Source organism: Sphingomonas sp. S1-29, from assembly GCF_026167545.1.
Lineage (GTDB): Bacteria > Pseudomonadota > Alphaproteobacteria > Sphingomonadales > Sphingomonadaceae > Sphingomonas.
Window position 1 is genome coordinate 1,212,582 of sequence record NZ_CP110678.1, and the last position, 22,924, is coordinate 1,235,505.

Annotated in this window: 23 protein-coding genes, 1 tRNA gene and 1 pseudogene; 16 read left to right on the forward strand and 9 right to left on the reverse strand. The window is 66.1% G+C overall.

The genetic code is table 11. The features are described 5' to 3' along the window. The first annotated feature begins 125 nt into the window (after positions 1–125). The 11 genes from OKW76_RS05655 (at position 126) to OKW76_RS05705 (ending at position 7,593) form a co-directional block, all read left to right on the forward strand. Positions 126–1,124: a stage II sporulation protein M gene (locus OKW76_RS05655; RefSeq protein ID WP_265551898.1), complete on the forward strand. Its 999-nt coding sequence runs from the start codon at positions 126–128 to the stop codon at positions 1,122–1,124. Further along, on the forward strand, positions 1,111–1,971 hold the full coding sequence (locus tag OKW76_RS05660) for an RDD family protein (RefSeq protein WP_265551900.1): 861 nt from the start codon (positions 1,111–1,113) through the stop codon (positions 1,969–1,971). Before OKW76_RS05655 ends, OKW76_RS05660 begins: the two co-directional genes overlap by 14 nt. A 127-nt stretch (positions 1,972–2,098) precedes the next feature. Next, entirely contained in the window at positions 2,099–2,308 is a 210-nt protein-coding gene (locus OKW76_RS05665) for a helix-turn-helix transcriptional regulator (RefSeq protein ID WP_256507791.1), read from the forward strand. After that, positions 2,280–2,735, forward strand: a complete 456-nt coding sequence (locus tag OKW76_RS05670; protein ID WP_265551902.1) for a hypothetical protein — start codon at positions 2,280–2,282, stop codon at positions 2,733–2,735. Before OKW76_RS05665 ends, OKW76_RS05670 begins: the two co-directional genes overlap by 29 nt. 22 nt (positions 2,736–2,757) lie before the next feature. After that, a complete protein-coding gene (locus tag OKW76_RS05675; RefSeq protein WP_265551904.1) occupies positions 2,758–3,705 on the forward strand; it encodes a TraB/GumN family protein in 948 nt (315 codons plus the stop codon). Between the two features lie 55 nt (positions 3,706–3,760). Then, positions 3,761–4,516 (forward strand): TlyA family RNA methyltransferase, encoded by a 756-nt coding sequence (locus OKW76_RS05680; RefSeq protein ID WP_265551906.1) that lies wholly within the window; start codon positions 3,761–3,763, stop codon positions 4,514–4,516. Positions 4,517–4,686: 170 nt separating this feature from the next. Beyond that, a complete protein-coding gene (locus OKW76_RS05685) occupies positions 4,687–5,241 on the forward strand; it encodes a TspO/MBR family protein (protein WP_265551908.1) in 555 nt (184 codons plus the stop codon). A gap of 19 nt (positions 5,242–5,260) precedes the next feature. Continuing rightward, a complete protein-coding gene (locus OKW76_RS05690; protein ID WP_265551910.1) occupies positions 5,261–5,521 on the forward strand; it encodes an accessory factor UbiK family protein in 261 nt (86 codons plus the stop codon). 106 nt (positions 5,522–5,627) lie between these two features. Next, on the forward strand, positions 5,628–6,131 hold the full coding sequence (locus OKW76_RS05695; RefSeq protein WP_256507797.1) for a YbjN domain-containing protein: 504 nt from the start codon (positions 5,628–5,630) through the stop codon (positions 6,129–6,131). A gap of 11 nt (positions 6,132–6,142) precedes the next feature. Then, positions 6,143–6,928: a pyrroline-5-carboxylate reductase gene (gene proC, locus OKW76_RS05700; RefSeq protein ID WP_265552787.1), complete on the forward strand. Its 786-nt coding sequence runs from the start codon at positions 6,143–6,145 to the stop codon at positions 6,926–6,928. A gap of 65 nt (positions 6,929–6,993) precedes the next feature. Beyond that, positions 6,994–7,593: a hemerythrin domain-containing protein gene (locus OKW76_RS05705; RefSeq protein ID WP_265551913.1), complete on the forward strand. Its 600-nt coding sequence runs from the start codon at positions 6,994–6,996 to the stop codon at positions 7,591–7,593. Between the two features lie 31 nt (positions 7,594–7,624). Here the strand turns inward: OKW76_RS05705 and OKW76_RS05710 are convergent, their stop codons facing one another. Beyond that, complete coding sequence (locus OKW76_RS05710; protein ID WP_265551915.1) at positions 7,625–8,128, reverse strand: MarR family transcriptional regulator; 504 nt, start codon at positions 8,126–8,128, stop codon at positions 7,625–7,627. Positions 8,129–8,211: 83 nt separating this feature from the next. Between OKW76_RS05710 and OKW76_RS05715 the strand changes: the two genes are divergently transcribed. Together OKW76_RS05715 and OKW76_RS05720 are read left to right on the forward strand one after the other, a co-directional pair. Continuing rightward, a complete protein-coding gene (locus OKW76_RS05715; protein WP_265551917.1) occupies positions 8,212–9,309 on the forward strand; it encodes a branched-chain amino acid aminotransferase in 1,098 nt (365 codons plus the stop codon). Positions 9,310–9,355: 46 nt separating this feature from the next. Then, positions 9,356–9,430: transfer RNA gene (locus OKW76_RS05720), tRNA-Gln, on the forward strand. A gap of 63 nt (positions 9,431–9,493) precedes the next feature. Here the strand turns inward: OKW76_RS05720 and OKW76_RS05725 are convergent. From OKW76_RS05725 to mntR, 7 genes are all read right to left on the reverse strand, one after another. Continuing rightward, complete coding sequence (locus OKW76_RS05725; protein ID WP_265551919.1) at positions 9,494–13,081, reverse strand: ABC transporter permease/M1 family aminopeptidase; 3,588 nt, start codon at positions 13,079–13,081, stop codon at positions 9,494–9,496. Positions 13,082–13,098: 17 nt separating this feature from the next. Then, positions 13,099–13,995 carry an ABC transporter ATP-binding protein gene (locus tag OKW76_RS05730; protein ID WP_265551921.1) on the reverse strand — a complete coding sequence of 299 codons (897 nt, stop codon included), beginning with the start codon at positions 13,993–13,995 and terminating at the stop codon, positions 13,099–13,101. Positions 13,996–14,088: 93 nt separating this feature from the next. Then, positions 14,089–14,427 (reverse strand): hypothetical protein, encoded by a 339-nt coding sequence (locus OKW76_RS05735; protein WP_265551922.1) that lies wholly within the window; start codon positions 14,425–14,427, stop codon positions 14,089–14,091. A gap of 78 nt (positions 14,428–14,505) precedes the next feature. Continuing rightward, complete coding sequence (locus OKW76_RS05740; protein WP_265551925.1) at positions 14,506–15,579, reverse strand: AI-2E family transporter; 1,074 nt, start codon at positions 15,577–15,579, stop codon at positions 14,506–14,508. A 131-nt stretch (positions 15,580–15,710) separates the two neighbouring features. After that, the gene (locus OKW76_RS05745; RefSeq protein WP_265551927.1) at positions 15,711–17,219 is read right to left on the reverse strand and encodes an acetyl-CoA hydrolase/transferase family protein; all 1,509 of its coding nucleotides are present in this window, start codon (positions 17,217–17,219) and stop codon (positions 15,711–15,713) included. A gap of 11 nt (positions 17,220–17,230) precedes the next feature. Beyond that, positions 17,231–17,890 carry a DUF1275 family protein gene (locus OKW76_RS05750; protein ID WP_265551929.1) on the reverse strand — a complete coding sequence of 220 codons (660 nt, stop codon included), beginning with the start codon at positions 17,888–17,890 and terminating at the stop codon, positions 17,231–17,233. An 89-nt stretch (positions 17,891–17,979) separates the two neighbouring features. Then, positions 17,980–18,399, reverse strand: a complete 420-nt coding sequence (gene mntR, locus OKW76_RS05755; RefSeq protein WP_265551931.1) for a manganese-binding transcriptional regulator MntR — start codon at positions 18,397–18,399, stop codon at positions 17,980–17,982. Positions 18,400–18,518: 119 nt separating this feature from the next. Here mntR and OKW76_RS05760 point away from each other — a divergent pair, with 119 nt between their 5' ends. From OKW76_RS05760 to OKW76_RS05770, 3 genes and pseudogenes are all read left to right on the forward strand, one after another. Further along, positions 18,519–19,877: an Nramp family divalent metal transporter gene (locus OKW76_RS05760; protein WP_265551933.1), complete on the forward strand. Its 1,359-nt coding sequence runs from the start codon at positions 18,519–18,521 to the stop codon at positions 19,875–19,877. A gap of 138 nt (positions 19,878–20,015) precedes the next feature. Continuing rightward, a pseudogene (locus OKW76_RS05765) lies at positions 20,016–20,749 on the forward strand (IS5 family transposase). A gap of 60 nt (positions 20,750–20,809) precedes the next feature. Further along, positions 20,810–21,748: a 3-keto-disaccharide hydrolase gene (locus OKW76_RS05770; protein WP_265551935.1), complete on the forward strand. Its 939-nt coding sequence runs from the start codon at positions 20,810–20,812 to the stop codon at positions 21,746–21,748. Between the two features lie 321 nt (positions 21,749–22,069). Here OKW76_RS05770 and OKW76_RS05775 read toward each other — a convergent pair whose 3' ends face one another. Next, complete coding sequence (locus OKW76_RS05775; protein ID WP_265551937.1) at positions 22,070–22,657, reverse strand: hypothetical protein; 588 nt, start codon at positions 22,655–22,657, stop codon at positions 22,070–22,072. Positions 22,658–22,924: the final 267 nt, after the last annotated feature.

Below are 22,924 nucleotides of genomic sequence, written 5' to 3' on the forward strand. Positions count from 1 at the left end.
CTTGATCCGGGGTCCAGGCGCGACGCGTACCGCGTGCCGGACGCCGGGGGCGACTGTCTCACCTGGATGCCGGGTCGAGCCCGGCATGACGGAGGTAGGTTGCACCGCCGCGAAGCGCAGGATCGATGACCACCCCCTTCTTCACCACGCGCAATTTCCGCGCCGAGCGCGAGGGCGATTGGGCTCGGCTCGAGGCATTGCTCGACATCGTCGAGAAACGATCGGCCAAGCGCCTGTCATCCGACGAACTGGTCGAGCTGCCACGCCTGTACCGCGCGACCTTGTCGGCGCTGTCGATCGCGCGCGAAACCTCGCTCGACGCGAGCCTTGTCGGCTATCTCGAGAGCCTGGCGACCCGCGCCTATTTCATCTTGTACAGCGGGCGAACGCCGATGCGGCGCCAGCTGCTCGGCTTCTTCGCGCGCGGCTGGCCGCAAGCGGTGCGCCGGATGGTGCCCGAAATCTTGCTCGCGCTGGCGCTGTTCGCGGCGAGCGCCGTGGCGGGCTATGCCTTGGTCGTCGCCGACCCCGCCTGGTTCGCCGGCATCGTCGACGAAGGCATGGCGAGCGGGCGCAATATGGAGGCGAGCGCCGCGTTCCTGCGCGATACGCTGTACGGCGCGCCGAAGGATAGCGGGCTCGAGGTGTTCGCGACGCAATTGTTCACGCACAATGCGCAGATCTCGATCCTGGTCTTCGCGCTGGGCTTTGCCTTCGGGGTGCCGACGATGCTGCTGCTGGCGTCGAACGGCGCGCTGATGGGAGCGTTCTTCGCGGTCTATGTCCCGCATGGGCTCGGCTGGGGGCTGCTCGGCTGGCTGTCGATCCACGGCACCACCGAGATTTTCGCGATCCTGATTTCGGCGGGCGCGGGGTTCCATATCGGGCGCGCCGTGGCGTTTCCCGAGCAGCGCACGCGGATGGCGGCAGCGTCGGAGGCGGGGCGGCGCGCGGCGATCGCGATGATCGGCGTGGTGGTGATGCTGCTGGTGGCGGGGCTGCTCGAAGGCTTTGCCCGGCAGTTGGTGCGCACCGACGAAGCAAGGTTTGCGATCGCGCTGACGATGCTCGCGGGATGGGTGGCGTATTTCGCGTTCGGAGGGCGGGCGCGTGGCCAAGGCTAAGCGAATCGGGCTCGAACGGCGGCTGGTGACGCCCGAGGGAGTGACGCTGCAGCTCAAGCTCGCGGGGTCGGGTGCGCGTGCGGGGGCGTTCATCATCGATGCGCTGGTGATGCTGGCGATCCTGATCGGCACGACGCTGGCGCTGTTCGCCTTCCATGCCGGCCTGGGCAGCGCGTTCGGCAGCCTGTTGCTGATCCTGTGGATGCTAGGCTTCTTCGCGTTGCGGAACTTCTATTTCATCCTGTCCGAAAGCGGTGCGCGCGCGGCGACGCTCGGCAAGCGGGTGATGCGGCTGCGGGTGATCGCGCGCGATGGCGGGCGGCTGACCGGCGGCGCGATCGTCGCGCGCAACCTGATGCGCGAGATCGAGATCTTCCTGCCGCTGATGTTCACCGCCTATAGCGCATCGCAGGGGATCGGCGACCGCTGGGCGGGCGCGGCGGGGTTGCTGTGGGCAGCGATCTTTCTGTTCTTCCCCGCCTTCAACCGCGACCGGCTGCGCGCGGGCGACCTGATCGCGGGGACCTGGGTGATCGAGACGCAGCGGCGACGGATCGGTGCCGACCTGCTCGCCGCCGCCCCGATCGCGGCAACGACGCCCTTCAGCGATGCCGAGCTCGACGCATACGGCCAATATGAGCTGCAGAAGCTCGAGGAAGTGCTGCGGCGGAGCGACCGCGATTCGATCACTACCGTCGCGGCGGCGATTCGGCGGCGGATCGGGCGCGACGACATGCCCGACGACCGCCAGTTCCTCGACGCCTATTATGCCGCGGTTCGGCTGCACCTCGAGCGCAAGCTGCTGTTCGGACAGAGGAAACGCGACAAGTTCGACGCGGCTGCGTGACCGCCCACGTCATGCAACCACGACCTTTAGTCATGGACGCTTGACATCTTCGCATGATGTGGCATTTTGTCATGGTCGCCTGACATAAGGTCAGCTAGACATGGCAGGGGAACCAGCCGGAGTGTGGATGAAAAATCGCCTGAAAGTGCTGCGCGCCGAACGCGACTGGAGCCAAGCCGAGCTTGGCGGCCGGCTGGGGGTGTCGCGTCAGGCGGTGAACGCGATCGAGACGGGGAAATACGACCCCTCGTTGCCGCTGGCCTTCAAGATCGCACGCCTGTTCGATGCCCCGATCGAGGAGATTTTCGATGACGAGCATGGGGGTGAAGATGCGTGACGGTTCGATCGGCACCGGGGAACAGGCGGCGCGGTTGCGGCAGCGACGCATTCGGCGCCTTTTCGCTGCGTTGGCTGCGGCGGGTTTTGTCACCGGACTGGTCATGGCGCTGCTCGAAGACGACGCCAAGGGACCGGTGGCCGGTGTCGGAGCACTGCCACCCGCCTTTGCGATCGGTGCGGTCGTCCTTGGCATCGTCGCGATCCTATGGGGCGGGCTGCGCTATTGGCAGAGCACCGATGAGCTCGATCGCCGCGACAATATGCTGGCGTCGATGATCGGCCTCAACATGTACGCGCTTACCTACCCCGCGTGGTGGACGTTGTGGAAAGGCGCGCTAGTTCCGGCGCCGAACGGCGAGACCATTTTCATGGCCACCATGATCGTCACGGCGATCAGCTATGGCTGGCTCAAATATCGCAACTGATCGCGGCGCGATCGCAGGGAGAATGACGATGAAAATGACGTTGCTGAAGGTAGGAACGGCGCTCTGGCTCGCCGCGCTGCCCACGATCGCGGCCGCGCAGACCGCGCCCGCCGCGCCGGCGCTCACCGCGGCACCCCCCGCCGCCGCCGGACCAGCCTCGGTCGATGCCGATCCCGCCTTGTGGGCGGTGCGCGACGAGGACACGACGATCTATCTGTTCGGCACGATCCATGTCCTGAAACCCGGCCTGTCGTGGTTCGACGATGCGGTGCGCCGCGCGTTCGACCAGAGCGACCAGGTCGTGCTCGAGCTGGTGACGCCCGAGCCGGCGGCGATGCAGGGGCTCATCATGAAACTGGCGGTCAATCCGACCGGGCCGACGCTGACCGAAAAGCTGCCCGCCGACAAGCGCGAGGCCTATGCCAAGGCGGTGACCGGGCTGGGGCTGCCCGCCAACGCGTTCGACCGGCTCGATCCGTGGTTCGCCTCGGTCAACCTCAGCCTGCTGCCGCTGCAGAAGCTGGGCTATGACCCCACCCAGGGGGTCGAGGCGCAGGTGAGCGCGGCGGCCAAGGCGGCGGGCAAGACGGTGATCGGGCTCGAAACCGCCGAGGAGCAATTGGGCTTTTTCGACGCGTTATCGCAGCCGGCGCAGGTGAAGCTGCTGGTATCGACGGTCGACGAGCTCGACGGGCTGGGGCCGATGATCAAGACGATGGTCGGTGCATGGGCGAAAGGCGACCCCGAGGCGCTGGGCAAGCTGATGAACGACAGCCTGCGCGAGAGCCGCGAAGTCGCCAAGGTGCTGCTCAACGACCGCAACGAACGCTGGGCCGACTGGATCGAAAAAAGGCTCGAGACGCCGGGGACGGTGTTCATGGCGGTCGGCGCGGGGCATCTGGCGGGGCATGACAGCGTGCTGGCCAAGCTGACGACGCGCAAGGCGAAGCTGGTGCGGCTGGGATATTGACCCGGTCGATCGGAAACCGCTCGCTTCCAAGCGCAGCGATCGCGAGAGCTAACTAATGCCCAAGATGCGCGTGGACCAGATGCTCGTCGATCGCGGGCTCGCCGAAAGCCGCACGCGCGCACAGGCGCTGGTGATGGCGGGGCTGGTGTTCGCGGGTGATCGCAAGGTGGAGAAGCCGGGCCAGGCGATGGCCGAAGACGTGGTGCTCGACGTGCGCGGGCGCGACCATCCCTGGGTGTCGCGCGGCGGGGTGAAGCTGGCGCACGCGCTGGTGCATTTCGGCTGGGGGGTCGAGGGCGCGGTGGCGATCGATGTCGGGTCGTCGACCGGCGGGTTCACCGATGTGATGCTCACCAACGGCGCGGCGCGGGTCTATGCGATCGATTCGGGGACCAACCAGCTCGCGTGGAAGCTGCGGCAGGATGCGCGCGTGGTGGTCCACGAACAGACCAGCGCGCGGATCCTGACCGCCGCGCACATCGCCGAACCGATCGACCTGGTGGTGTGCGACGCTAGCTTCATCGGGCTTGCCAAGGTGCTCGACCGGCCGCTGTCGTTCGTTCGCCCCGGCGGCCGGCTGCTGGCGCTGATCAAGCCACAGTTCGAGGCGGGGCGCGGCGAGGTCGGCAAGGGCGGCGTCGTGCGCGATCCAGCGATCCATGCGCGGGTGTGCGACGAGGTCGCGGGCTGGCTGGCCGGGATCGGCTGGACGGTCGAGGGGGTGGTCGAGAGCCCGATCACCGGGCCCGAGGGGAATGTCGAGTTCCTGATCGCCGCCAGCTTGCCCGACTTAAAGGCGACCCAAGCGTAAATTTCGGGCGATCAAGAAGATCGGCATTTCGACAAGCTCAGTGCCAACGGAATTGGCGGGTGCGTCTGAAAAAATCGTCCCATCGCGGTGCGATACGGATCATTTCATCGCCCGGCGTCTTGGTTTAGGGCGGAGCGCCGCGCGGATGCGGTTCGACGAGAAGGAACGGCATGCGCGAATTAGCGTCACGGGGCCAGTTGCGACTATCCTTCCTGCGCTGGGCGGTGGTTACCGTTCCCGCAGTCGTGTTGTTGGGGTTCCTGTCGGGCCGGATTGCGCCGACGGGCTCGGAAAACGCCTGGTACATGGCGCTCGCCAAACCCGAATGGCAGCCGCCCGGTTGGGCGTTCCCTGTCGCGTGGACCACGTTGTACGTGCTGATGGGCCTCGCGCTGGCGATCATCCTCAACGCGCGCCGGGCACGCGGGCGCGGGCTAGCGATCGGGTTATTCGTCCTGCAGTTGCTGGTGAACCTCGCCTGGGCGCCGCTGTTCTTCGGCGCGCATCTGGTGAGCTTTGCGGTGATTCATATCGCGGCCATCCTGGTGCTGGCGATCGCCACCACCTTCGCGTTCGGGCGCGTGCGCAGCCTGGCGGCGTGGCTGATGGCGCCGTATCTGTGCTGGATCAGCTTCGCGCTGCTGCTGTCGTGGGAGATCGATCGGCTCAATCCCTATGGCGAAACCCTTGTGCCATCGGGCGCGTCCACCCAAATCGAGCTTTGAACGCTTCGAGGATAGAATCATGCAGACCGAAAACCGCCTGTTCGACGATTTCGCCAAGATCCTGAATGGCGCCGCGGGCACCATCGCCGGCATGGGGCGCGAGGCCGAAGGCGCCGCGCGCGAGCGTGCGCGCGAATGGATCGGCGGGCTCGACTTCGTCGCGCGCGACGAGTTCGACGCGGTCAAGGCGATGGCCGCCGCCGCGCGCGACGAGAACGACGTGCTGAAAGCCCGGATCGACGCGCTCGAAGCCAAGCTGGCACCGCCGCCCGCGATTTGAGCAACCGTCCACAGGTTTCTGGCCGTCCTTCCCGCAACCCGCTTGCGCGGGGGACGGCGGCGCGACACGATTTGCATCGGGCACCCGGGCCGTGCAAAGGATAACCATGCTCGAAGAAGCCGAGTTCGACCGCGACGATGCGGCACCCATCGACATGCTGGAGAGCTATTTCGCCGCGCATGGCTGGAGCCATGAGCGCGACGATGACGAGATCGTCGCGAAGGTGAAGGGCAGCTGGGCCGAATATGAGCTTCGCGCGATCTGGCGCGAGGACGACAATGTCCTGCAGTTCCTGGCCTTTCCCGACGTCCGCGTCGCCGACGAACGCCGCGCGACGATTTATGAGACGATGGGGCTGGTCAACGAGCAACTGTGGATCGGCCATTTTGAGCTTTGGTCGACCAGCGGCATCCTGCTGTACCGCCACGCCGCGATGATCGACGGCGAAGGCGGCGGCACGCTGACGCTCGACCAGGCCGAGATGCTGATCGAAAGCGCGATCGACGAATGCGAGCGCTTCTATCCGGTGTTCCAGTTCGTGCTGTGGGGCGGCAAGACCCCCAAGGAAGCGATCGCGGCATCGCTGATCGAGACGCAGGGCGAGGCGTGAGCGGCGACGCGATGCCGACCTTGTGGCTGGTCGGCGCGGGCAACATGGGCGGCGCGATGCTGCGCTGCTGGGTCGCCAGCGGACTGCCGACGGCCAAGGTGACGGTGATCGATCCGGGCAGTCCTTCGGTACCCGAGGGCGTGACCGTGGTGGCGGAGGCGCCCGATGGCCCGCTGCCCGAGATCGTCGTGCTCGCGGTGAAACCACAACTGATCGACCAGGCGCTGCCAAGCCTGCGCAAGGGCGCCGCACCGGTGCCGTTGCTGGTGTCGATCCTTGCCGGGGTTGAGGTATCGACGCTTGCCGAGCGTTTTGCCGCCGATGCGGTGGTGCGCGCGATGCCCAATCTGCCCGTCGCGATCGGCAAGGGCGTGGTGGCGCTGCATGGCGATAGCGCCGGACGCGCCGCTGCCGAAGCGCTGATGGCGCCGCTGGGGCTGGTCGAATGGATCGACGACGAGGCGCTGTTCGACGTCGTCACCGCGCTGTCGGGCAGCGGGCCGGGCTTCACCTATCGCTTCATCGATGCGCTCGCGCAGGGCGGTGCGGCGCTGGGTCTGCCCGCCGATCAGGCGCTGCGGCTGGCGCGCGCGACGGTCGAGGGATCGGCGATCCTCGCCGCGGGGGCAAGCGAGAGCCCCGGCGTGCTGGCGGATCGGGTCGCGAGCCCGGGCGGATCGACGCGCGAGGGGCTCAACGTCCTCGACGCCGACGATGCGCTGGTGACGCTGGTCACGCGCACGCTCGAGGCGGCGACCCGCCGCAATGCCGAGATGGCCGCCGCCGCGCGCGGCTGAAACCGACGGAACGCCGCTTGCCCCGACCCGTTGTCCCGTCAGACGGATTTGCAACGGAGGCACCCATGACGACGACCACCACCATCGACCGCGATAGCGAAGGTCGTACCGCCAAGGCCGAGAAGCCCAATCTGGGCCTGCTGGCTGGCGCGGCGACCGCGGGTGCGGCGCTGGGGATGCTGGCGATGATCGGCCGCAAGGCAGCGGTACAGGCGCCGAGCGCGCTGGCGCGCGACTGGGTCGAGGCGCTGACGCTCGAGCACAAGGCGGTGCTGAAGATCTTCGACGCGCTCGAGGCGACCGATTCGCGCAACACCACCAAGCGGGCGATGCTGCTGGCGCAGATGAAGCACGCGCTGGTGAAGCACGACGTCGAGGAATCGAGCGTGATCTACCCCGCGCTGCGCGAGGCGGGGCAGGTCGAGGCGGCCGATCACCTCACCAAGGATCACGGCTATGTGAAGCAGCACCTGTACGAGCTCGACAACAGCCCCAAGGATTCGCCCGATTTCCTGATCAAGGTGCGCAAGTTCCGCGCCGATATCGAGCAGCATATGACCGAGGAAGAAACCGAGCTGTTCCCGGCGCTGCGCGCGCAGCTGTCGGAGGAGAAGAACAAGCATCTGACGAGCGCGATGAACAAGGAAGGGTTCAAGGTCGCGTGACGCTTGCCCCCTCCCGTGCGCGGGAGGGGATTTAGCGGCCCAGCATCGCGATGCGCGCGCGTTCCTCGTCGGGGATCAGCCCTTCGAGGACCGCCCAGAAGCCGCCGACCGCGCCCTGCCCTGCGCTGGCATAGGCTGCCGACAGCCGCTCGCGCAGTTGATCGAACAACACGGTTTCTAGCGCGTTGCCCTCGGCGGTCAGCCGCAGCAGCCGCTGGCGCCGGTCGCGGTCGCCGGGGCGCATCTCGACCAGCCCGCGCTCGGCGAGATCGCCGAGCACGCGGCCGAGCGACTGTTTGGTGATCGCCAGCAAAGCCAGCAGCTCGCTGACGGTAAGCCCGGGCTGGCGCGCGATGAAATACAGCGCGCGGTGGTGCGCCCGCCCCAGCCCTTGCACCGCCAACGCATCGTCGACCGAGCGCGTGAGGTGGCTATAGCCGAAATAGAGCAGCTCGATCCCCTTGCGGATCTCGGGCTCGCGCAGGAACAAGGGCGAGGCGGTACGCAGCGGATCGGGGATCGTTGGGCCAGCCATGTTGACCTGTTTTGGCAGCGCCCCTACCGTTCGGCAACCCTTGGCCATGGCGCTCCCATGGCGCTTTGACGCTGGATGCCCCGATGCTCGATACCGCCACCCTGCCCTTCACGATCGAACCCAATCCCAACCCGGTCGCGGCGAGCGAGCGCGAGGCGCTGCTGGCGAATCCGGGCTTCGGGCGGGTGTTCACCGATCATATGGCGATGATCCGCTGGAACACCGAGCAGGGCTGGCACGATGCGCGGATCTGCCCGCGCGCACCGCTGCAGATGGATCCGGCATCGTCGGTGCTGCATTATGCGCAGGAGATTTTCGAAGGGCTCAAGGCCTATCGCACCGACGACGGCGGCGCGACCTTGTTCCGCCCCGATGCCAATGCGCGGCGCTTCGCCGAATCGGCGCGGCGGATGGCGATGGGCGAACTGCCCGAGGCGCTGTTCCTCGAATCGATCCGCGCGCTGGTCCGTGCCGACCGCGCCTGGCTGCCGAGCATCGACGGCGGATCGCTGTACCTGCGCCCGTTCATGATCGCGAGCGAGGTGTTCCTGGGGGTGAAGCCCTCGGCCGAATATCTCTACATGGTCATTGCCTCGCCCGCGGGCGCGTATTTCAAGGGCGGTGCCCCCTCGATCACCGTCTGGGTGTCGGACGATTTCACCCGCGCCGCCCCCGGCGGCACCGGGGCAGCGAAGTGCGGCGGCAATTATGCCAGCGGCTTGCTCGCGCAGGCCGAGGCGATCCGCCAGGAATGCGACCAGGTGGTGTTCCTCGACGCGGTCGAGCGCCGCTATGTCGAGGAGCTGGGCGGCATGAACACTTTCTTCGTGATGGACGACGGCAGCCTGCAGACCCCGCCGCTGGGGGGCACGATCCTGCCCGGCATCACCCGCGATTCGATTCTGACGCTGGCGCGCGACGCCGGCATGACGGTGCGCGAGGCGCCCTATGCGATCGATGCGTGGGAGGCCGATGCCGCGAGTGGCCGGCTGCGCGAGAGCTTCGCCTGCGGCACTGCGGCGGTGGTGACGCCGATCGGCCGGGTGCGCGGCACGTCGCGCGATTTCCGTATCGGCAATGGCGGGCCGGGCGAGGTGACGACGCGGCTTCGCGCGCAACTGGTGGCGATCCAGCGCGGCCAGGCGCCCGATCCGCACGGCTGGGTCGAATACCTGGCCTAAAGCCCCTTCCCTAACCCGCGTGCGCGGTTATAAGCGCACGCCTTGCTGGGGCGTCGCCAAGTGGTAAGGCAGCGGCTTTTGATGCCGCCATGCGCAGGTTCGAACCCTGCCGCCCCAGCCAGCTTTTCACCGCATTTCCGCGCTCGAGCGCGCCGGGTGTGGCCTCGCCGGCCCCCCGCCGCGATTAGTCCGTGATCGCCACCACGTTATCGTCGGAGTTGCGATCGACATATTTGTTGTACGGATCGACGCCGGCAAAGGTCGGGCGGCGCGCGGTGACGATGCGGATCTGCTGCTGCCCGCTGCGGACCGGGCGGCGTTCGATCGCCACCACGTTGGGCGCTGCGAAGTCGCCCACGCCGGGGCGTGCGGTGAACACGCCGATCTCGATCGTGTCGTTCAGCCGCGCTTGTTTCTCGACTCCCTTGCCATCGGCATAGGCCTTGCCCGCCGCGACGGTCAGCGTCGTTTCGAACCGCCCGCCGGCGATCGGGCGAACCGTCGCTGCGGTGGTCTTGAGATCGTAAATGGTGATGCGTTCGAGCAGGTCGGCGACCAGCTGCCGCTCGGCATCGTTGCGCGCGAGCCCGCGGAAGCCTTCGACCAGATCGGTCGATCGCGCATAGGGCGCACCCTTGAAGCGATAGCGGTCGAGCAACGCCGCGAGCATTGCGTTGACGCGATCCTCGCCCAGCCGGTCCTGCAGCAGATACATCGCCAGCGAACCCTTGCGGTAATGGATATAGCCCTGGTTCTCGACCCGGTTGAGCGGGAGCTCCTCGATCGCCTCGCTGCCGCGCGAACGCAGATAATTGTCGAGCTCGTATTTCAGGAAGCGGCGGATGCGATCGTCGCCATACATGTCCTTCATCACCATCAGCGCGCCATATTGCGCCAGCGTCTCGACCAGCATCGTGCCGCCCTGCATGTCGGCGCTGATGAGCTGGTGCGCCCAATATTGGTGCGCCAGCTCGTGCGCGGTGACATAGGTCACATAGTCGATCGCCTTGGGATCGCGCGTATCGGCGATGAAGCCGATCTTTTCCGAATAGGGAATGGTGCCGGCAAACGCCTGCGCGAAGGCGGCATAGCCGGGAAACTCGACGACCCGGGCATAGTCGAACTGATAGGGGCCGAACGCGCGTTCGAAATAGCCGAGCGAGCGCTGCATCGCCGCCAGCATCCGCGGGACGTTATAGGCATGGCCGGGGTGGTGATAGACGCTGAGCGCCACATCGCCCGCACGCGCGGTCGCCTCGGCATAGCGCGCCGACTGGACCGAGAAAAAGGCGAGGATCGGCGCGGTCGACACGAAGCGCGCGGTGCGGCGGCCATCGGCGGTGGTGTCCGATACGCGGCGGCCGGGCGCGATCGGCACCTGATCGGCGCTGGTCGACAGCGTGATGTCGCTCATCACCCAGCTGGCATTGGCGATGTAGTTGCGCCGCGTTGCCGATATATCCTCGAGCTTGGCCATGCGCTGCTCGGCGGGCAGGCCGTATTTGCGCCGCTCGGCACGATCGGTGAGCAAGCCGAAGCGCTGCATCCCGATCTGCGGCGCGAATTCGGTGTTGTTGAGGAAGCTGCCATTGGCGACGAGCCGGGTGTCGTCGCCATTGGCGCGCAGCCCGCGCTGCTCGCGAATCGTCGTGAAGTCGAGCACGGTGCGCGCGCCCGGCGCGAGCGGGGTATCGAAGCGATAGATGCGATATTGGTTCTTCGCGTCGTCGATCGCCAGCCGGGCGCCGGGCACGCCGATACCGGTGATCCGCATCGAGGGATCGGCGGCACGGACGTGCAGCGTCTCGAGCGGCGCCCCGGTGTCGTTGATCAGCCAGAAGCGGCCGCGTGCCTCCATCCGGCGACGCTCGGGATAGAGATCGACCTTGATGCGCATCGCGGTCGCCGATGGCTGGCGCACGGTCTCGTAGCGCAGATAGCGCTTCTCGTATTCGGCGAGCTTGGCATTGTTGTCGTCGCGGGTGCGATAGTCGTTGAGGACGTTCATGTTCCAGTAGAGGAACCCGCCGGTCGCGCCGAAGACCAGCAGCGCGGCGGCGATGATCGCGCGGGGTGCGCCCATGAGCCGGGCGGGGAGCCGTGCCAGCCGTGCCTTGAGCCGCGTCTCGGTACCGCGCCGCCACAGCAGATGCGCCAGCACCGCGAGGATGACCGCGAAAGCGCCCCAGTACAGCCGCAGCCACCATCCCGCCGGCCCGCCGACCTGATCGCCGTTCATGTCCGAAAGCTGCGGCGTGCCAGTGCTGCCGTACAGATATAGCGGGTGTTCGAAGCCGATGTTCGACAGCGTAATCGTCGCGACGAGATAGACGACCATTAGCGCCCAGCCGACATATTTGTTGGGGCTGAGCGCCTGGAGGAACACCGCGAGCACCGCGATCAGCAGCATGTCGATCGACAGCGGGAGCAGATACCAGCCGAGATATTGGCCGAGCTCGATGCTGCCGCCGCCGCGGCTCACCTGGACCAGGATCGCCGCGACGACCGATACCGCCAGCGTCGCGAACAGCACGATCGCCACCGCGAGCGTCTTGGGCACCATATACGCCCAATTGGGCAAGGCGGTGGCATCGACGATCTCGTGCATCCGCCGATCGCGGTCGCGCCATACGACTTCGCCCGCATAATAGATCGCGATGACGATCGGGATGATGCCGAAACTGCCGAACAGCACTTCGAGGATCGCGAAGGTCAGCGGCCGGCCGGGGGTGCCATAGGACTGGTTGGCGCCGAGCAGGCCGCCCACCGCATTGGCGAGACCGATCGCCAACAGCACGAAAAAGGCGGGGCTCTTGAGCACCTGGCCGATCTCGAACCGGCACCGCGCCAGCAACTGGGTACCGCGCGCCGCTTCCGGGTTGGTCGCGGGCAATTTGGTGACGATTGCCGGCGGCTGCGCGGCGAGCTTGGCCTCGCGCTTGGCCTGCCGTCGCAGCCGCCGCTTCGACATGCCGCGTTCGGCAAAGCTGAACCGGGCATAGGCCAACAGCAGCGCGAGCGCAGCGACGCCGAACGCCAGGCAGCGATTGACGAGCAATGCACCCTCGAGCGGGGGAATCATCGTATTGGATTCAGCCGCGGTCCAATAACGCGCGGTCACGCCGAACGCGCCGATGCCGAAGGGTTCGAAATAGGCGACGGTATCGCGCCATTCGGGACGCGCCTGGATCACGCCGATCAGCACGAAATAGCCGACGAGGAAGACGATTACCCCGAGGTAGCTGTACACCATCGACCGCGTCAGCGTCGCGACCGCGAAGAAGATCGCCGCGGTCAGCACCACATTGGGCAGCGCCAGCACGAAATAGGCGAAGGCGTAATCGCGCACCCGGTTCGGCCCCAGCGTTTCGGCATCGAGCCACGGCATCAGCGAACCGAGCCAGATCGCCAGCGGCACCGCGGCAAAGGCGATCGCGGCGGCGCCGAGCGCGCCCGCGAAGCGCCCGATCAGATAGTCGAACTTCACCACTCGCGTCGATCGCACCATCGGCCCGAAGCCGCTTTCGTCGTCGCGCACGATCACGTTGGCGACGAACGCGGTGGTCACGAACATGAAGAAGATCGACAGGATCAGATGCGTCTGCGCGATCGCAAAGGGCGAATTGACATGGACGTTGCCGCCGCTGCCGATCTGGATCTGGTCGATCGTCGTCGCGCCGAAGGTCAGCAGGAAGAACAGGATCGCGACGACCCAGAAGACGGGGCTGCCGAGCTGGTAGCGAAGCTCGAAGGCGGCGATACGGGCGAACATGCGCTGCGCTCCCCCGCTCAGGCGGCTTGCGCGGGCATGGGCGCGCGGCGGCTGTGCGCGAGCGTCGAGAAATAGACGTCCTCGAGCCCGCCATCGACGCTGGCGAACCCGTCGCCGGGATCGGCTGGTGCGAGGATGTGGATCACCGTCCGGCCGGCGAACAGCCGGGTCGAGATCACCTCATAGCGCTCGCGATAGGCGTCGAGCTGGTCGCGCGCGATCGTCTTGGCCCAGATGCTGCCGCGGGTCTGCGCGATCAGATCGTGCGGCGCACCTTCGCGCTGGATTCGCCCGCCCGCCAGGATCGCCATGCGCGGGCAAAGATCGGCAACGTCCTCGACGATATGCGTCGACAGGATGATGACGACATTCTCGCCGATCTCGGCGAGCAGGTTGAGGAAGCGGTTGCGCTCTTCGGGGTCGAGCCCGGCGGTCGGCTCGTCGACGATAATCAGCTCGGGATTGCCGATCAGCGCCTGCGCGATCCCGAAGCGCTGGCGCATCCCGCCCGAAAAGCCCGCGATCGCTTTCTTGCGTACCGACCATAAATTGGTCTGGTTGAGCAATGTCTCGACCGTCGCCTTGCGATCGGCGGCCGAGGCGACGCCCTTGAGCACCGCCATGTGATCGAGCATGTCATAGGCCGACACGCGCGGATACACCCCGAAATCCTGCGGCAGATAGCCGAGCGTGCGGCGCAATCGTTCGGGCTGGGCGATGACGTCGATGTCGCCGAAGGTGATCGCACCCTCGGTCGGCGTCTGGAGCGTCGCGATCGTGCGCATCAGCGTCGATTTGCCCGCACCATTGGGGCCTAGCAGCCCGTACATTCCCTTGGGAATCGACAGGCTGACGCCGTCGAGCGCGCGCGTGCCATTGGCATAGACATGGCTGATGTTGTTGAGTTCGAGCATCTTACCCCCCGGTCAGGCGGCAAGCCTAACACGGTGTATTGCGGGGGCAAAGCACTATAAAACGGATACCCGAAGTCTGCTGCGTTAAGTCGCTCAGCGCTGCTTCTTGGTGATGGTCGCGGTGAAGTCGGGGTCTTTTTTCGCCACCCAGTCGACGAACTTGCGCACATTGGGGTTCGCCAGCAGCCCCTCGACGTCCATCCCGTGGCGCTGGAGTTCGGAATTGGTGAAGTTGGCGGTCAGCGTTTGCTGGCAGATGCCGTGCATCGGCACAACGTCGCGCCCGCCCCGGCTCTTGGGGACCGGGTGGTGCCAGACGATCGTCTTGCCGGTCGGCCGGCCGCACAGCCAGCACACTACCGGCGCCGCGGGCGCCTCGTCCTCGCGGTCGGCATCGCCATAGGGATCATGCTTCGAATGTTTGCGCGCCATGGGTCGATCTGATTCCTGAAAGCTGGTTGCGCCCCTATCGCAGCAAGCGCCGCCTTACCACCGCAGCATGGCCCGCCATCATTCGGTGTCCGGCGCATCGCCCAGCCGTTGCTCGGTCAGCACCTGCCACGCCGCGATGAACAATCCCGCGGCGAGCGGGCCGACGACGATGCCGCTCAAGCCCACCAGATTGATCCCGCCGAGCGTGGTCACCAGCACCAGCCAATCGGGGATGCCGGTGTCGCGCCCCACCAGGATCGGGCGCAGGATATTGTCGGCGAGCCCGATCACCAGCACCCCCGACAGGATCACGATCGCCGCCTGCCAGATCGCGCCGGTCGCCAACAGATAGATGCCGACCGGCGCCCAGATGAGCGCAGGGCCGATCGCGGGCAGAAGCGCGGCGATCGCCATCAGCACCCCCCACAGCAACGCCGCGGGCAGCCCGACCACCCAGAAGGTGGCCGCGCCGATCGCGCCCTGCACCAGCGCGACGATCCCCGAGCCCTTGATCGTCGCACGCACCACCGCGGCGAACTTGTCGGCCAGCCGCTCGGCGACCGACCGCTCGAGCGGCATCGCGCGGACGATCGCCGGCCCGATGTCGTCGCCGTCGCGCAACAGGAAGAAGGTGATGTACAACCCGACGCCGAAGGCGAGCAGGAAGCCCGCCGCATTGGCACCGATCGACAGCGCGCGGGTGGCGAGCATGCTCGCGCTGCTGCCGACCGCACGGGCGAGGCTCGCCTGCGCCTGCTCGAGGCTGTTGAAGCCCGAATTGTCGAGCAGCCGCTGCAGCCGAAGCGGCAGCGCGTCGTGGACCTGCTCGAAATACAGGCCGAAATTGATCTGCCCCGACAGCATCTGACTATACACCCCCGCCGCTTGGTCGACGACCAAGCTGGCAATGATGATGGCGGGGATGACGACCGCGACGGTGATGATCAGGATCGCCAGCGCCGCGGCGGTATTGCGCCGATCGGGGAAGCGCGCGAGCAGCCGGTGGAACAGCGGCTGGAACAGGATCGCCGCCAGCGCCGCCCACAGCAACGCGCCGATAAAGTCCGACACCACCAGCAGCAGCGCCAGCGTGACGAGCACGACCAACGCGATCAAACCGCCATTCTCAACGCGTTCACGATTCACCGCCATCGGGGAGCTTGCCTTGCGCTAGGGGATGCTTTGCATGCGCCAAGTCCGGCGAACACGCACGTCCGAATTGGGAACGACGTCGTCCAAACCCCTGCCCGACACTTTCGGTCCGCGCCGCCCTTGGAAGCGGGCTACATCCGCATCGTCCCCGTCTCGATGAAGCGTTGGTGCCAGGACAAAGCCTCGCCCGGCAGCACCGGGGTTTGCTGGCCGTAGGAACCCGTCCGCGCGCGCTGGTAATAATCGATCAGCGCCGGGCGATACTCCGGATGCGCGCACTTTTCGATGATCAACGCCGCGCGCTGCTTGGGGCTGAGCCCGCGTAGGTCGGCCAGCCCCTGCTCGGTCACCAGCACCTGGACGTCCTGGCTGATGTGATCGACATGGCTCGCCTGCGGTACGATCGCCGAAATCGCGCCGCCCTTGGCGGTCGAGGGGGTCATGAAGATCGAGACATAGGCATTGCGCGCGAAATCGCGCGATCCGCCGATGCCGTTCTGGATTCGCGATCCCATGATGTGCGTCGAATTGACGTTGCCATAGATGTCGGCCTCGATCAGCCCGTTCATCGCCAGGCAGCCCAGCCGGCGGATCAGCTCGGGATGGTTGCTGATCTCCTGCGGCCGCAGGATCATTCGATCGCGATACGCCCCCAGATCGGCGTTGAGCCGCGCCGCCGCCTCGGGGCTCAGCGAAAAGGCGGTCGCCGACGCCATCCGCAGCTTGCCCGAATCGAGCAGGTCGAGCATCCCGTCCTGGATCACTTCGGTGTACGAGGTCATGTCGTCGAACGGCCCGGTCACCAGCCCGCTCAGCACCGCATTGGCGATGTTGCCCACCCCCGATTGCAACGGCAGCAACGATGCCGGCAGCCGCCCGCGCGCGACTTCGTGCGCGAAGAACTCGATCAGATGCCCGGCGATCGCATGCGCGGCGGCATCGGGCGCGGCGAAGGGCAGGTTGCGGTCGGGGGCTTCGGTCTCGACGATCGCGACGATCTTTTCGGGATCGACGCGGAAATAGGCCTCGCCGATCCGGTCGTCGGGGCGGATCAATGGGATCGGCACGCGGTGCGGCGGCAGCGCGGTGCCGTAATAAATGTCGTGCATCCCTTCGAGCGCGGGGTTCTGCCAGCGATTGACCTCGAGGATGATCTGGTCGGCGCGATCGAGCCAGGTCTTGTTGTTGCCGATCGACGATGACGGGATCAGCGATCCGTCGGCGCGAATGCCCGAAATCTCGACCACCGCGGTGTCGAGCGGCCCGAGGAACCCCTGCCACGCCATCGGCGCGACCTGGCTCAGGTGCATGTCGAAATAGTCCATCTCGCCGCGATTGATCTTCTGGCGCGCGATCGGGTCCGAATTATAGGGCAGGCGGAATTCGATGCCGTCGGCCTTGGCGAGCGCGCCGTCGAGCTCGGGGCCGGTCGATGCGCCGGTCCAGACGCGGATCTGGAACGGGTTGCCCTTGGAATGCTCGGCCTCGATCCGCGCCGCGAGCGCCAGCGGCACCGCCTTGGGATAGCCCGAGCCGGTGAAGCCGCTCAGCCCCACCGTGCTGCCGGGGGCGATCAACGCGGCGGCCGCATCGGCGCTCATGATCCTGTCGCGCAGGCGGTCGCTGGCAATTCGGGGCATCGATGTTCCTCTTATTCGTTCGGTTTCGTAGCGTGTGCGCGCGCGGCGACCCTGGCCGCCTCGACCGGCGGTGCGACGATCGCGGCAATGCCCGCCGCCGCTGCCGCCGCCCACAGCGCGCCCATTCCGGCGACGGCATAGCTCGCCGCGCCCAATATCCCCCCGGCGAGCAACCCTGCCCATAGCAGCAGATAGGGTGCCCATCCGAAGCGATCGCCGCCGCCCAGTGCGATCGCGAGATGCTGGCCCAGCTTCACCAGGGTTCCCGTCATATAGGTGAGCCCGATATGGATGTCGGCGCCCTCGGCGAACACCGCATTCTCGGCCCCCATCGCCAGCGCCATCGCTACCGCGGCGGCGCCGTGATGGCCCCACGCCGCGAGCAACGCCGCCAGCCCGAGCAGCGCCGCCACCAACGCCAGGACCGCCCTTCGCCGCGCGGTGCCGAAACGCCGCCCCACCAGCGATCCGAACACGACCCCCGCAACGAAGCTCAGGATCAGCCCGCCGGCGACCACCGCGTCACCGCCGCGCTCGCTCAACCCCACCCCGATCCGCGTGGTGTTCCCGCTCATGAACGAGACGAAGAAGCCGCCGAGATGGACGAAGCCGACCGCGTCGACAAACCCCGCCAGCGCCGACAGCGAAGCGGCCAGCAACCTGATGCGCATGTCGTATCGGACCATCGGCAGGGCTTAACACGAAGCGGAGGGTCGGCGTTCGATATCCGCGCACGAGCAACGGTTAAACCGACGGAGAATTATCGCTGCGTGCCGAACGCCTGCATCGCGTCGAGCGTTTCCTGGCTGAGGTGATGTTCGAGCCCCTCGGCGTCCATCTCGGCGATCTCGCTCGATACGCCCAGCCGCAGCAGGAAGCCGACGACGATGTCGTGGCGTGCCTTTGATCGCGCCGCCAGCGCACGCCCCTCATCGGTCAGGAAGATCGAGCGATAGGGGCGCATTTCGACCAGCCCGTCGCGCTTGAGCCGGGTGAGCGTGTTCGCCACCGTCGCGGGGGTGACGCCGAGCCGTTCGGCCAGCTCTGTCGCTCGCGCTTCGCCGGTTTCGGCGATCAGATCGGCGATCAGCTCGACATAGTCCTCCTGCGTTTCGGTGCGGTGCGCCGAGCGCAGGCGCGCGAAGCGGCGCGCATGTTCCTGGGGTTCGGGCAAGGTCACGGCGGGCAGCTCCTGTACGTAGCCGCACCCTTGGCACGAGATTGCCTTCAGTCCAAATATTAGCCCTAGCTAATCTTGATCGCGCGCGCATATAGGCTGGGCGACCGGAGACGCCCTGCATGACCGACGACGCCATCACGCCCGAGGCCAGCCCCGCCAAGCCGCGCGGCTGGCGGACGCAATCGGGCGACAGCCTGCCCGAGGTGTTCCGCAGCATCCCGATCCCGCGCGATGCGCGCTTCTGGACCAAGATGGGTGCCTTTTCCGGCCCCGGCTATCTGGTCGCGGTCGGCTATATGGACCCGGGCAACTGGGCCACCGGCCTCGCGGGGGGATCGCAGTTCGGCTATACCCTGTTGTCGGTCGTGCTGCTGTCGAACGTGATGGCGATCCTGTTGCAGGGGCTGGCCGCCAAGCTCGGCATCGTGACCGGGCGCGACTTGGCGCAGGCGTGCCGCGACCACTACAGCCGCCCCGTCGGTTTCATGCTGTGGGTGGCGTGCGAGCTGGCGATCATCGCCTGCGACCTGGCCGAGGTGATCGGCACCGCGATCGCGCTGCAATTGCTGTTCGGCATCCCGCTGGTCTGGGGCGTCGTCATCACAGCGTTCGACGTGCTGCTGATCCTGCTGCTGCAGCAACGCGGCTTCCGCAAGCTCGAGGCGTTCGTGATCGCGCTGTTGATCGTGATCGGGGTTTGCTTCGCGGTCGAGCTGGCGCTGGCGCAGCCCGCGATCGGCGATGTGCTGCGCGGCTATATCCCCACCGCGCAGGTCGTGACCAACCCGGCGATGCTGTACGTCGCGATCGGCATCCTGGGCGCGACGGTGATGCCGCATAATCTGTATCTCCATTCGTCGATCGTCCAGACGCGCGCGTTCGAGCGCGACGAGCGGGGCAAGCGCGAGGCGATCAAATACGCCACGCTCGACAGCACGATCGCGCTGATGCTGGCGCTGCTGATCAATTCGGCGATCCTGATCCTGGCCGCCGCGACCTTTCACACCGCCGGCCGCACCGACGTCGCCGAGATCGGCGATGCGTATCAATTGCTCGCACCGATGCTGGGGGTGGGCGTCGCCAGCACGCTGTTCGCGGTGGCGCTGCTGGCATCGGGGCAGAATTCGACGATCACCGCGACGCTCGCCGGGCAGATCGTGATGGAGGGTTTCCTGCGCATCCGCCTGCCCGCGTGGCAGCGGCGGCTGATCACCCGGCTGCTGGCGATCATCCCCGCGGTCACCGTCGCGGCGCTGTATGGCGACAGCGGCACCGCGCAATTGCTGGTGTTCAGCCAGGTGGTGCTGTCGATGCAATTGCCCTTCGCGGTGATCCCGCTGGTCGCCTTCACCAGCGATCGCGCCAAGATGGGCGGCTTCGCCAACCGCCCCGCGCTCAAATGGGCGGCGTGGATCGTCGCGGCGGTGATCGTGACGCTCAACGTGAAGCTGCTGATCGATTTCGCGACGATGATCTGAAGCAAAACGCTTTCGCCTGTTAGGCGGCGTGGACAAATTGTTTGACGCGAAACTTGGTGGTTGATTCAAGGCTTCCTTTTGGAGGCGGGGTTGAGCCGGGGCGATCTGAGCGAAGCTGAGTGGCGTGTTTTGAAGGGTTTGCTGCCGATTGATGCGGCAAACCGGGGGCCTGGGCGGCCGCCCGAAGAGAACCGTTCGATCATTAACGGCATCCTCTGGCGGCTACGGTGCGGCACGCCTTGGCGCGATGTGCCGCCCAAATATGGCAACTGGAACACGATTTACCGGCGGTTTCGGCGCTGGAGCGAGGCCGGGGTGTGGGAGGCCGTATCGGTCACGCTGGCGGAGATGATGGCCGACAGCGGCCACTATAGCATCGACAGCACCACTGTTCGCGCTCACGTCTCGGCAGCGGGCGGAAAAGGGGGGCTCATCGACGCGCTCTTGGCCGCTCGCGGGGCGGGTTTACCAGTAAACTTCACTGTCTGGCAGATGCCCGAGGAAGACCGCTCGCCTTCCACCTGACGGTTGGCGAAGCGGCCGATTGCAAGGCCTATGATACGCTGATCGCCCTGCCCGAGCAGGTGCCCAAGGCGCTGCTAGCCGACAAAGGGTATGACGCCGACGCCATCCGCGCTGACCTTGCACGCCGCAACATCCAGGCGGTCATCCCGGGCCGTTCGAACCGCCGTATCAAGATCGACCATGACCGGGGGCTCTACAGAGAGCGAAACCACATCGAGCGCTTCTTCGGTCGCCTGAAAACCAACCGCGCCATCGCAACCCGATATGACCAACTCTCCGAAAGCTTCCTCAGCATGGTCCACATCGCCGCCGCCAGATACTGGCTCAAATTTGTCCACGCCGCCTAGCGTTACCGCGCTATGCTTCTTGCCATAATCGCCGTCGGGCGAAGGGCGGAGGGGAATATCATGCGGGTTCATCGGGCATTCGCGGCGCTGCTGGCGCTTGGCACACCGGCGCTGGCGCAGGACTCACAGCAACAGGCGCGCGCGATCGCGGGCGAGCCCGTCGCCGCGCCGCAGCGGCTGACGCTCACCGACCTGCCCGAGCCGACAGGCAAGCGAACCGCGCTGTTCGACGGGCGCAGCCTCGACGGGTGGACGGCGTGGCTGGGCTATGCCGATCCCGCGATCACCTATCAGGCCAATCCCGGCGCGACGCCGATCGGCACCTCCCGCGACACCAAGGGCGATTTCGCGGTGCGCGAGATCGACGGCGCGCCGGCGATCTGGGTAAAGGGCGAGACCTGGGGCAGCCTGGTCCACCGCGCCGACCTGCGCGACTATCACCTGCGGCTCGAGTTCAAATGGGGGGCCAGGACCTTCGCCCCGCGTGAGACGCTGCCGCGCAACAACGGCCTGCTCTATCACACGCATGGCGCGCCCGGCGAAGTGTTCGGCACCTGGCGGCCATCGTCGGAGTTCGAGATCATGACCGGATCGACCGGGATGATCGTCGCGGTGGGCGGCAAGCTGCGCGGGCGCACCACTGTAAGCTTCGATCCGACGCTGATCGCGCCGCATCTGCGCTACCGCGCGGGCGGGCGTGAGATCGACATCGTCAACGGCACCCCGACCTGGAATGTCGAGGCGGCGACCGACGCCGAGCGCCCGGTGGGCGAATGGAACACGCTGGACCTGTACGTGGTGGGCGACCGCGCGGTGCATGTCGTCAACGGCGTCCCGGTGGCACAGGTCCGCGACCTGGCGACGATCGCCCCCGACGGCACCCGCGTGCCGCTGACGCATGGCCAAATCCAGTTGCAGTCGGAGGGGGCGGAGACGTGGTTTCGGGGGATCACGGTGGAGCCGATCAAGGCGCTGCCGCGGGTTGTGGTGGGGGATTGATTGGGGGGGAGTGTTGGGGGAATGCATTTGGACATTTGCCGAATAGCATCTCGCAGCAGCTAAAGCCCCATTTCCAGCCGTTCAAAAGGCTAGAGATCATCCCATACGTCGACAATTATTCAGATCGAGCTTGGCTCGTATGCGTCATTCGTGGAACGCTGAAAGGTCGCATTCGGGTATCATTTGGATCCCATACAGATGACCCAATCCAAGCTGTGATGTAAAAGGGATTTAACCCTCTGAAAGTTCTGCACTTTCTGTGCACGGGTTGCATCGATACAAGTCATGCAACCCGTTGCACCGGTGCCAGCGTGCAACCGCTTAGTCCTCGCTGGAAGTTACTTCGGGGTCGTCATCGGGGTCCTCGATAGCGCCATCTTCCGGATCCGTATGAGCCACTCCAGTGACGTCTGCCGTATCCGGATAGTAGTTCGCCGGGGGATAGGGACGGTTTCTGAACCAGTATCCTTCGCTTCCTAGCCGCACAATTCGATCCTGTGACCGCCACAGCATCGTACTGAGAACCATCACCGGGTCCTTTCCGTAGACAGCAACACCGCGAGCTTTGAGAGCTTCATACAGCTCGCTACGACTAACGGGCGCGCCGCGGTTGGAAATGATTTCCAGTACAGCTTCAGCGACAGCTTCACGCCGGGGATTTTTCGGCTTTTTGGAGTGAGACGGTACGTCGTTATGGGTCAGGTTTATTTTCGCCTCGATCCGCTCGGGAGGGCCTTGTACGTTATTCGTACGCCGCCATACGGCAATAAACTGCTCGGTCACCTGCAGGTCTCTCTGGAGTATGTCACGCTCTTCGCGGAGCCCAGCAATCTGCTCCTCTACTGCACGCAAACGCTCCACGAACTGATCGCGAAGTTTGACAGGATTATCGGCTGGTACATCGTGCACGTTGGCCTCCACGATTAGGTTCACCTCGAGAATACACCCTTCGATATACAACGCAAGATACGGCCCTTGCGTGCCGTATCTGATTGGTATACAATGGCGGTGCCGCGTGCAGTAGGTTTATTGCATGGGGTGACGCCCGCAAGCCCATCAGGGCCTACGGGTCGTCATTTCAACTGTGTGTCAGCACAGCGGGGGTGCTCGGACCCCGCAGAAAGGTAATACGGGATGTTTGTGCATCCCTTCGGGAAGTTGGTTCGGTTGCCGCCG

Bases quoted from the DNA above. Each gene is read 5' to 3' on its own strand.
- OKW76_RS05710 (WP_265551915.1), bottom strand. From the start codon at position 8,128: ATGGCTGGCCCAACGATCCCCGATCCGCTGCGTACCGCCTCGCCCTTG.
- OKW76_RS05730 (WP_265551921.1), bottom strand. From the start codon at position 13,995: ATGCTCGAACTCAACAACATCAGCCATGTCTATGCCAATGGCACGCGC.
- OKW76_RS05745 (WP_265551927.1), bottom strand. From the start codon at position 17,219: ATGCCCCGAATTGCCAGCGACCGCCTGCGCGACAGGATCATGAGCGCC.
- OKW76_RS05705 (WP_265551913.1), top strand. From the start codon at position 6,994: ATGACGACGACCACCACCATCGACCGCGATAGCGAAGGTCGTACCGCC.
- OKW76_RS05690 (WP_265551910.1), top strand. From the start codon at position 5,261: ATGCAGACCGAAAACCGCCTGTTCGACGATTTCGCCAAGATCCTGAAT.
- OKW76_RS05685 (WP_265551908.1), top strand. From the start codon at position 4,687: ATGCGCGAATTAGCGTCACGGGGCCAGTTGCGACTATCCTTCCTGCGC.
- OKW76_RS05725 (WP_265551919.1), bottom strand. From the start codon at position 13,081: ATGTTCGCCCGTATCGCCGCCTTCGAGCTTCGCTACCAGCTCGGCAGC.
- OKW76_RS05770 (WP_265551935.1), top strand. From the start codon at position 20,810: ATGCGGGTTCATCGGGCATTCGCGGCGCTGCTGGCGCTTGGCACACCG.
- OKW76_RS05695 (WP_256507797.1), top strand. From the start codon at position 5,628: ATGCTCGAAGAAGCCGAGTTCGACCGCGACGATGCGGCACCCATCGAC.
- OKW76_RS05750 (WP_265551929.1), bottom strand. From the start codon at position 17,890: ATGCGCATCAGGTTGCTGGCCGCTTCGCTGTCGGCGCTGGCGGGGTTT.
- OKW76_RS05735 (WP_265551922.1), bottom strand. From the start codon at position 14,427: ATGGCGCGCAAACATTCGAAGCATGATCCCTATGGCGATGCCGACCGC.
- OKW76_RS05655 (WP_265551898.1), top strand. From the start codon at position 126: ATGACCACCCCCTTCTTCACCACGCGCAATTTCCGCGCCGAGCGCGAG.
- OKW76_RS05665 (WP_256507791.1), top strand. From the start codon at position 2,099: ATGAAAAATCGCCTGAAAGTGCTGCGCGCCGAACGCGACTGGAGCCAA.
- OKW76_RS05740 (WP_265551925.1), bottom strand. From the start codon at position 15,579: ATGGCGGTGAATCGTGAACGCGTTGAGAATGGCGGTTTGATCGCGTTG.
- OKW76_RS05680 (WP_265551906.1), top strand. From the start codon at position 3,761: ATGCCCAAGATGCGCGTGGACCAGATGCTCGTCGATCGCGGGCTCGCC.
- OKW76_RS05675 (WP_265551904.1), top strand. From the start codon at position 2,758: ATGACGATGAAAATGACGTTGCTGAAGGTAGGAACGGCGCTCTGGCTC.
- proC (WP_265552787.1), top strand. From the start codon at position 6,143: ATGCCGACCTTGTGGCTGGTCGGCGCGGGCAACATGGGCGGCGCGATG.
- OKW76_RS05670 (WP_265551902.1), top strand. From the start codon at position 2,280: ATGACGAGCATGGGGGTGAAGATGCGTGACGGTTCGATCGGCACCGGG.
- OKW76_RS05760 (WP_265551933.1), top strand. From the start codon at position 18,519: ATGACCGACGACGCCATCACGCCCGAGGCCAGCCCCGCCAAGCCGCGC.
- OKW76_RS05715 (WP_265551917.1), top strand. From the start codon at position 8,212: ATGCTCGATACCGCCACCCTGCCCTTCACGATCGAACCCAATCCCAAC.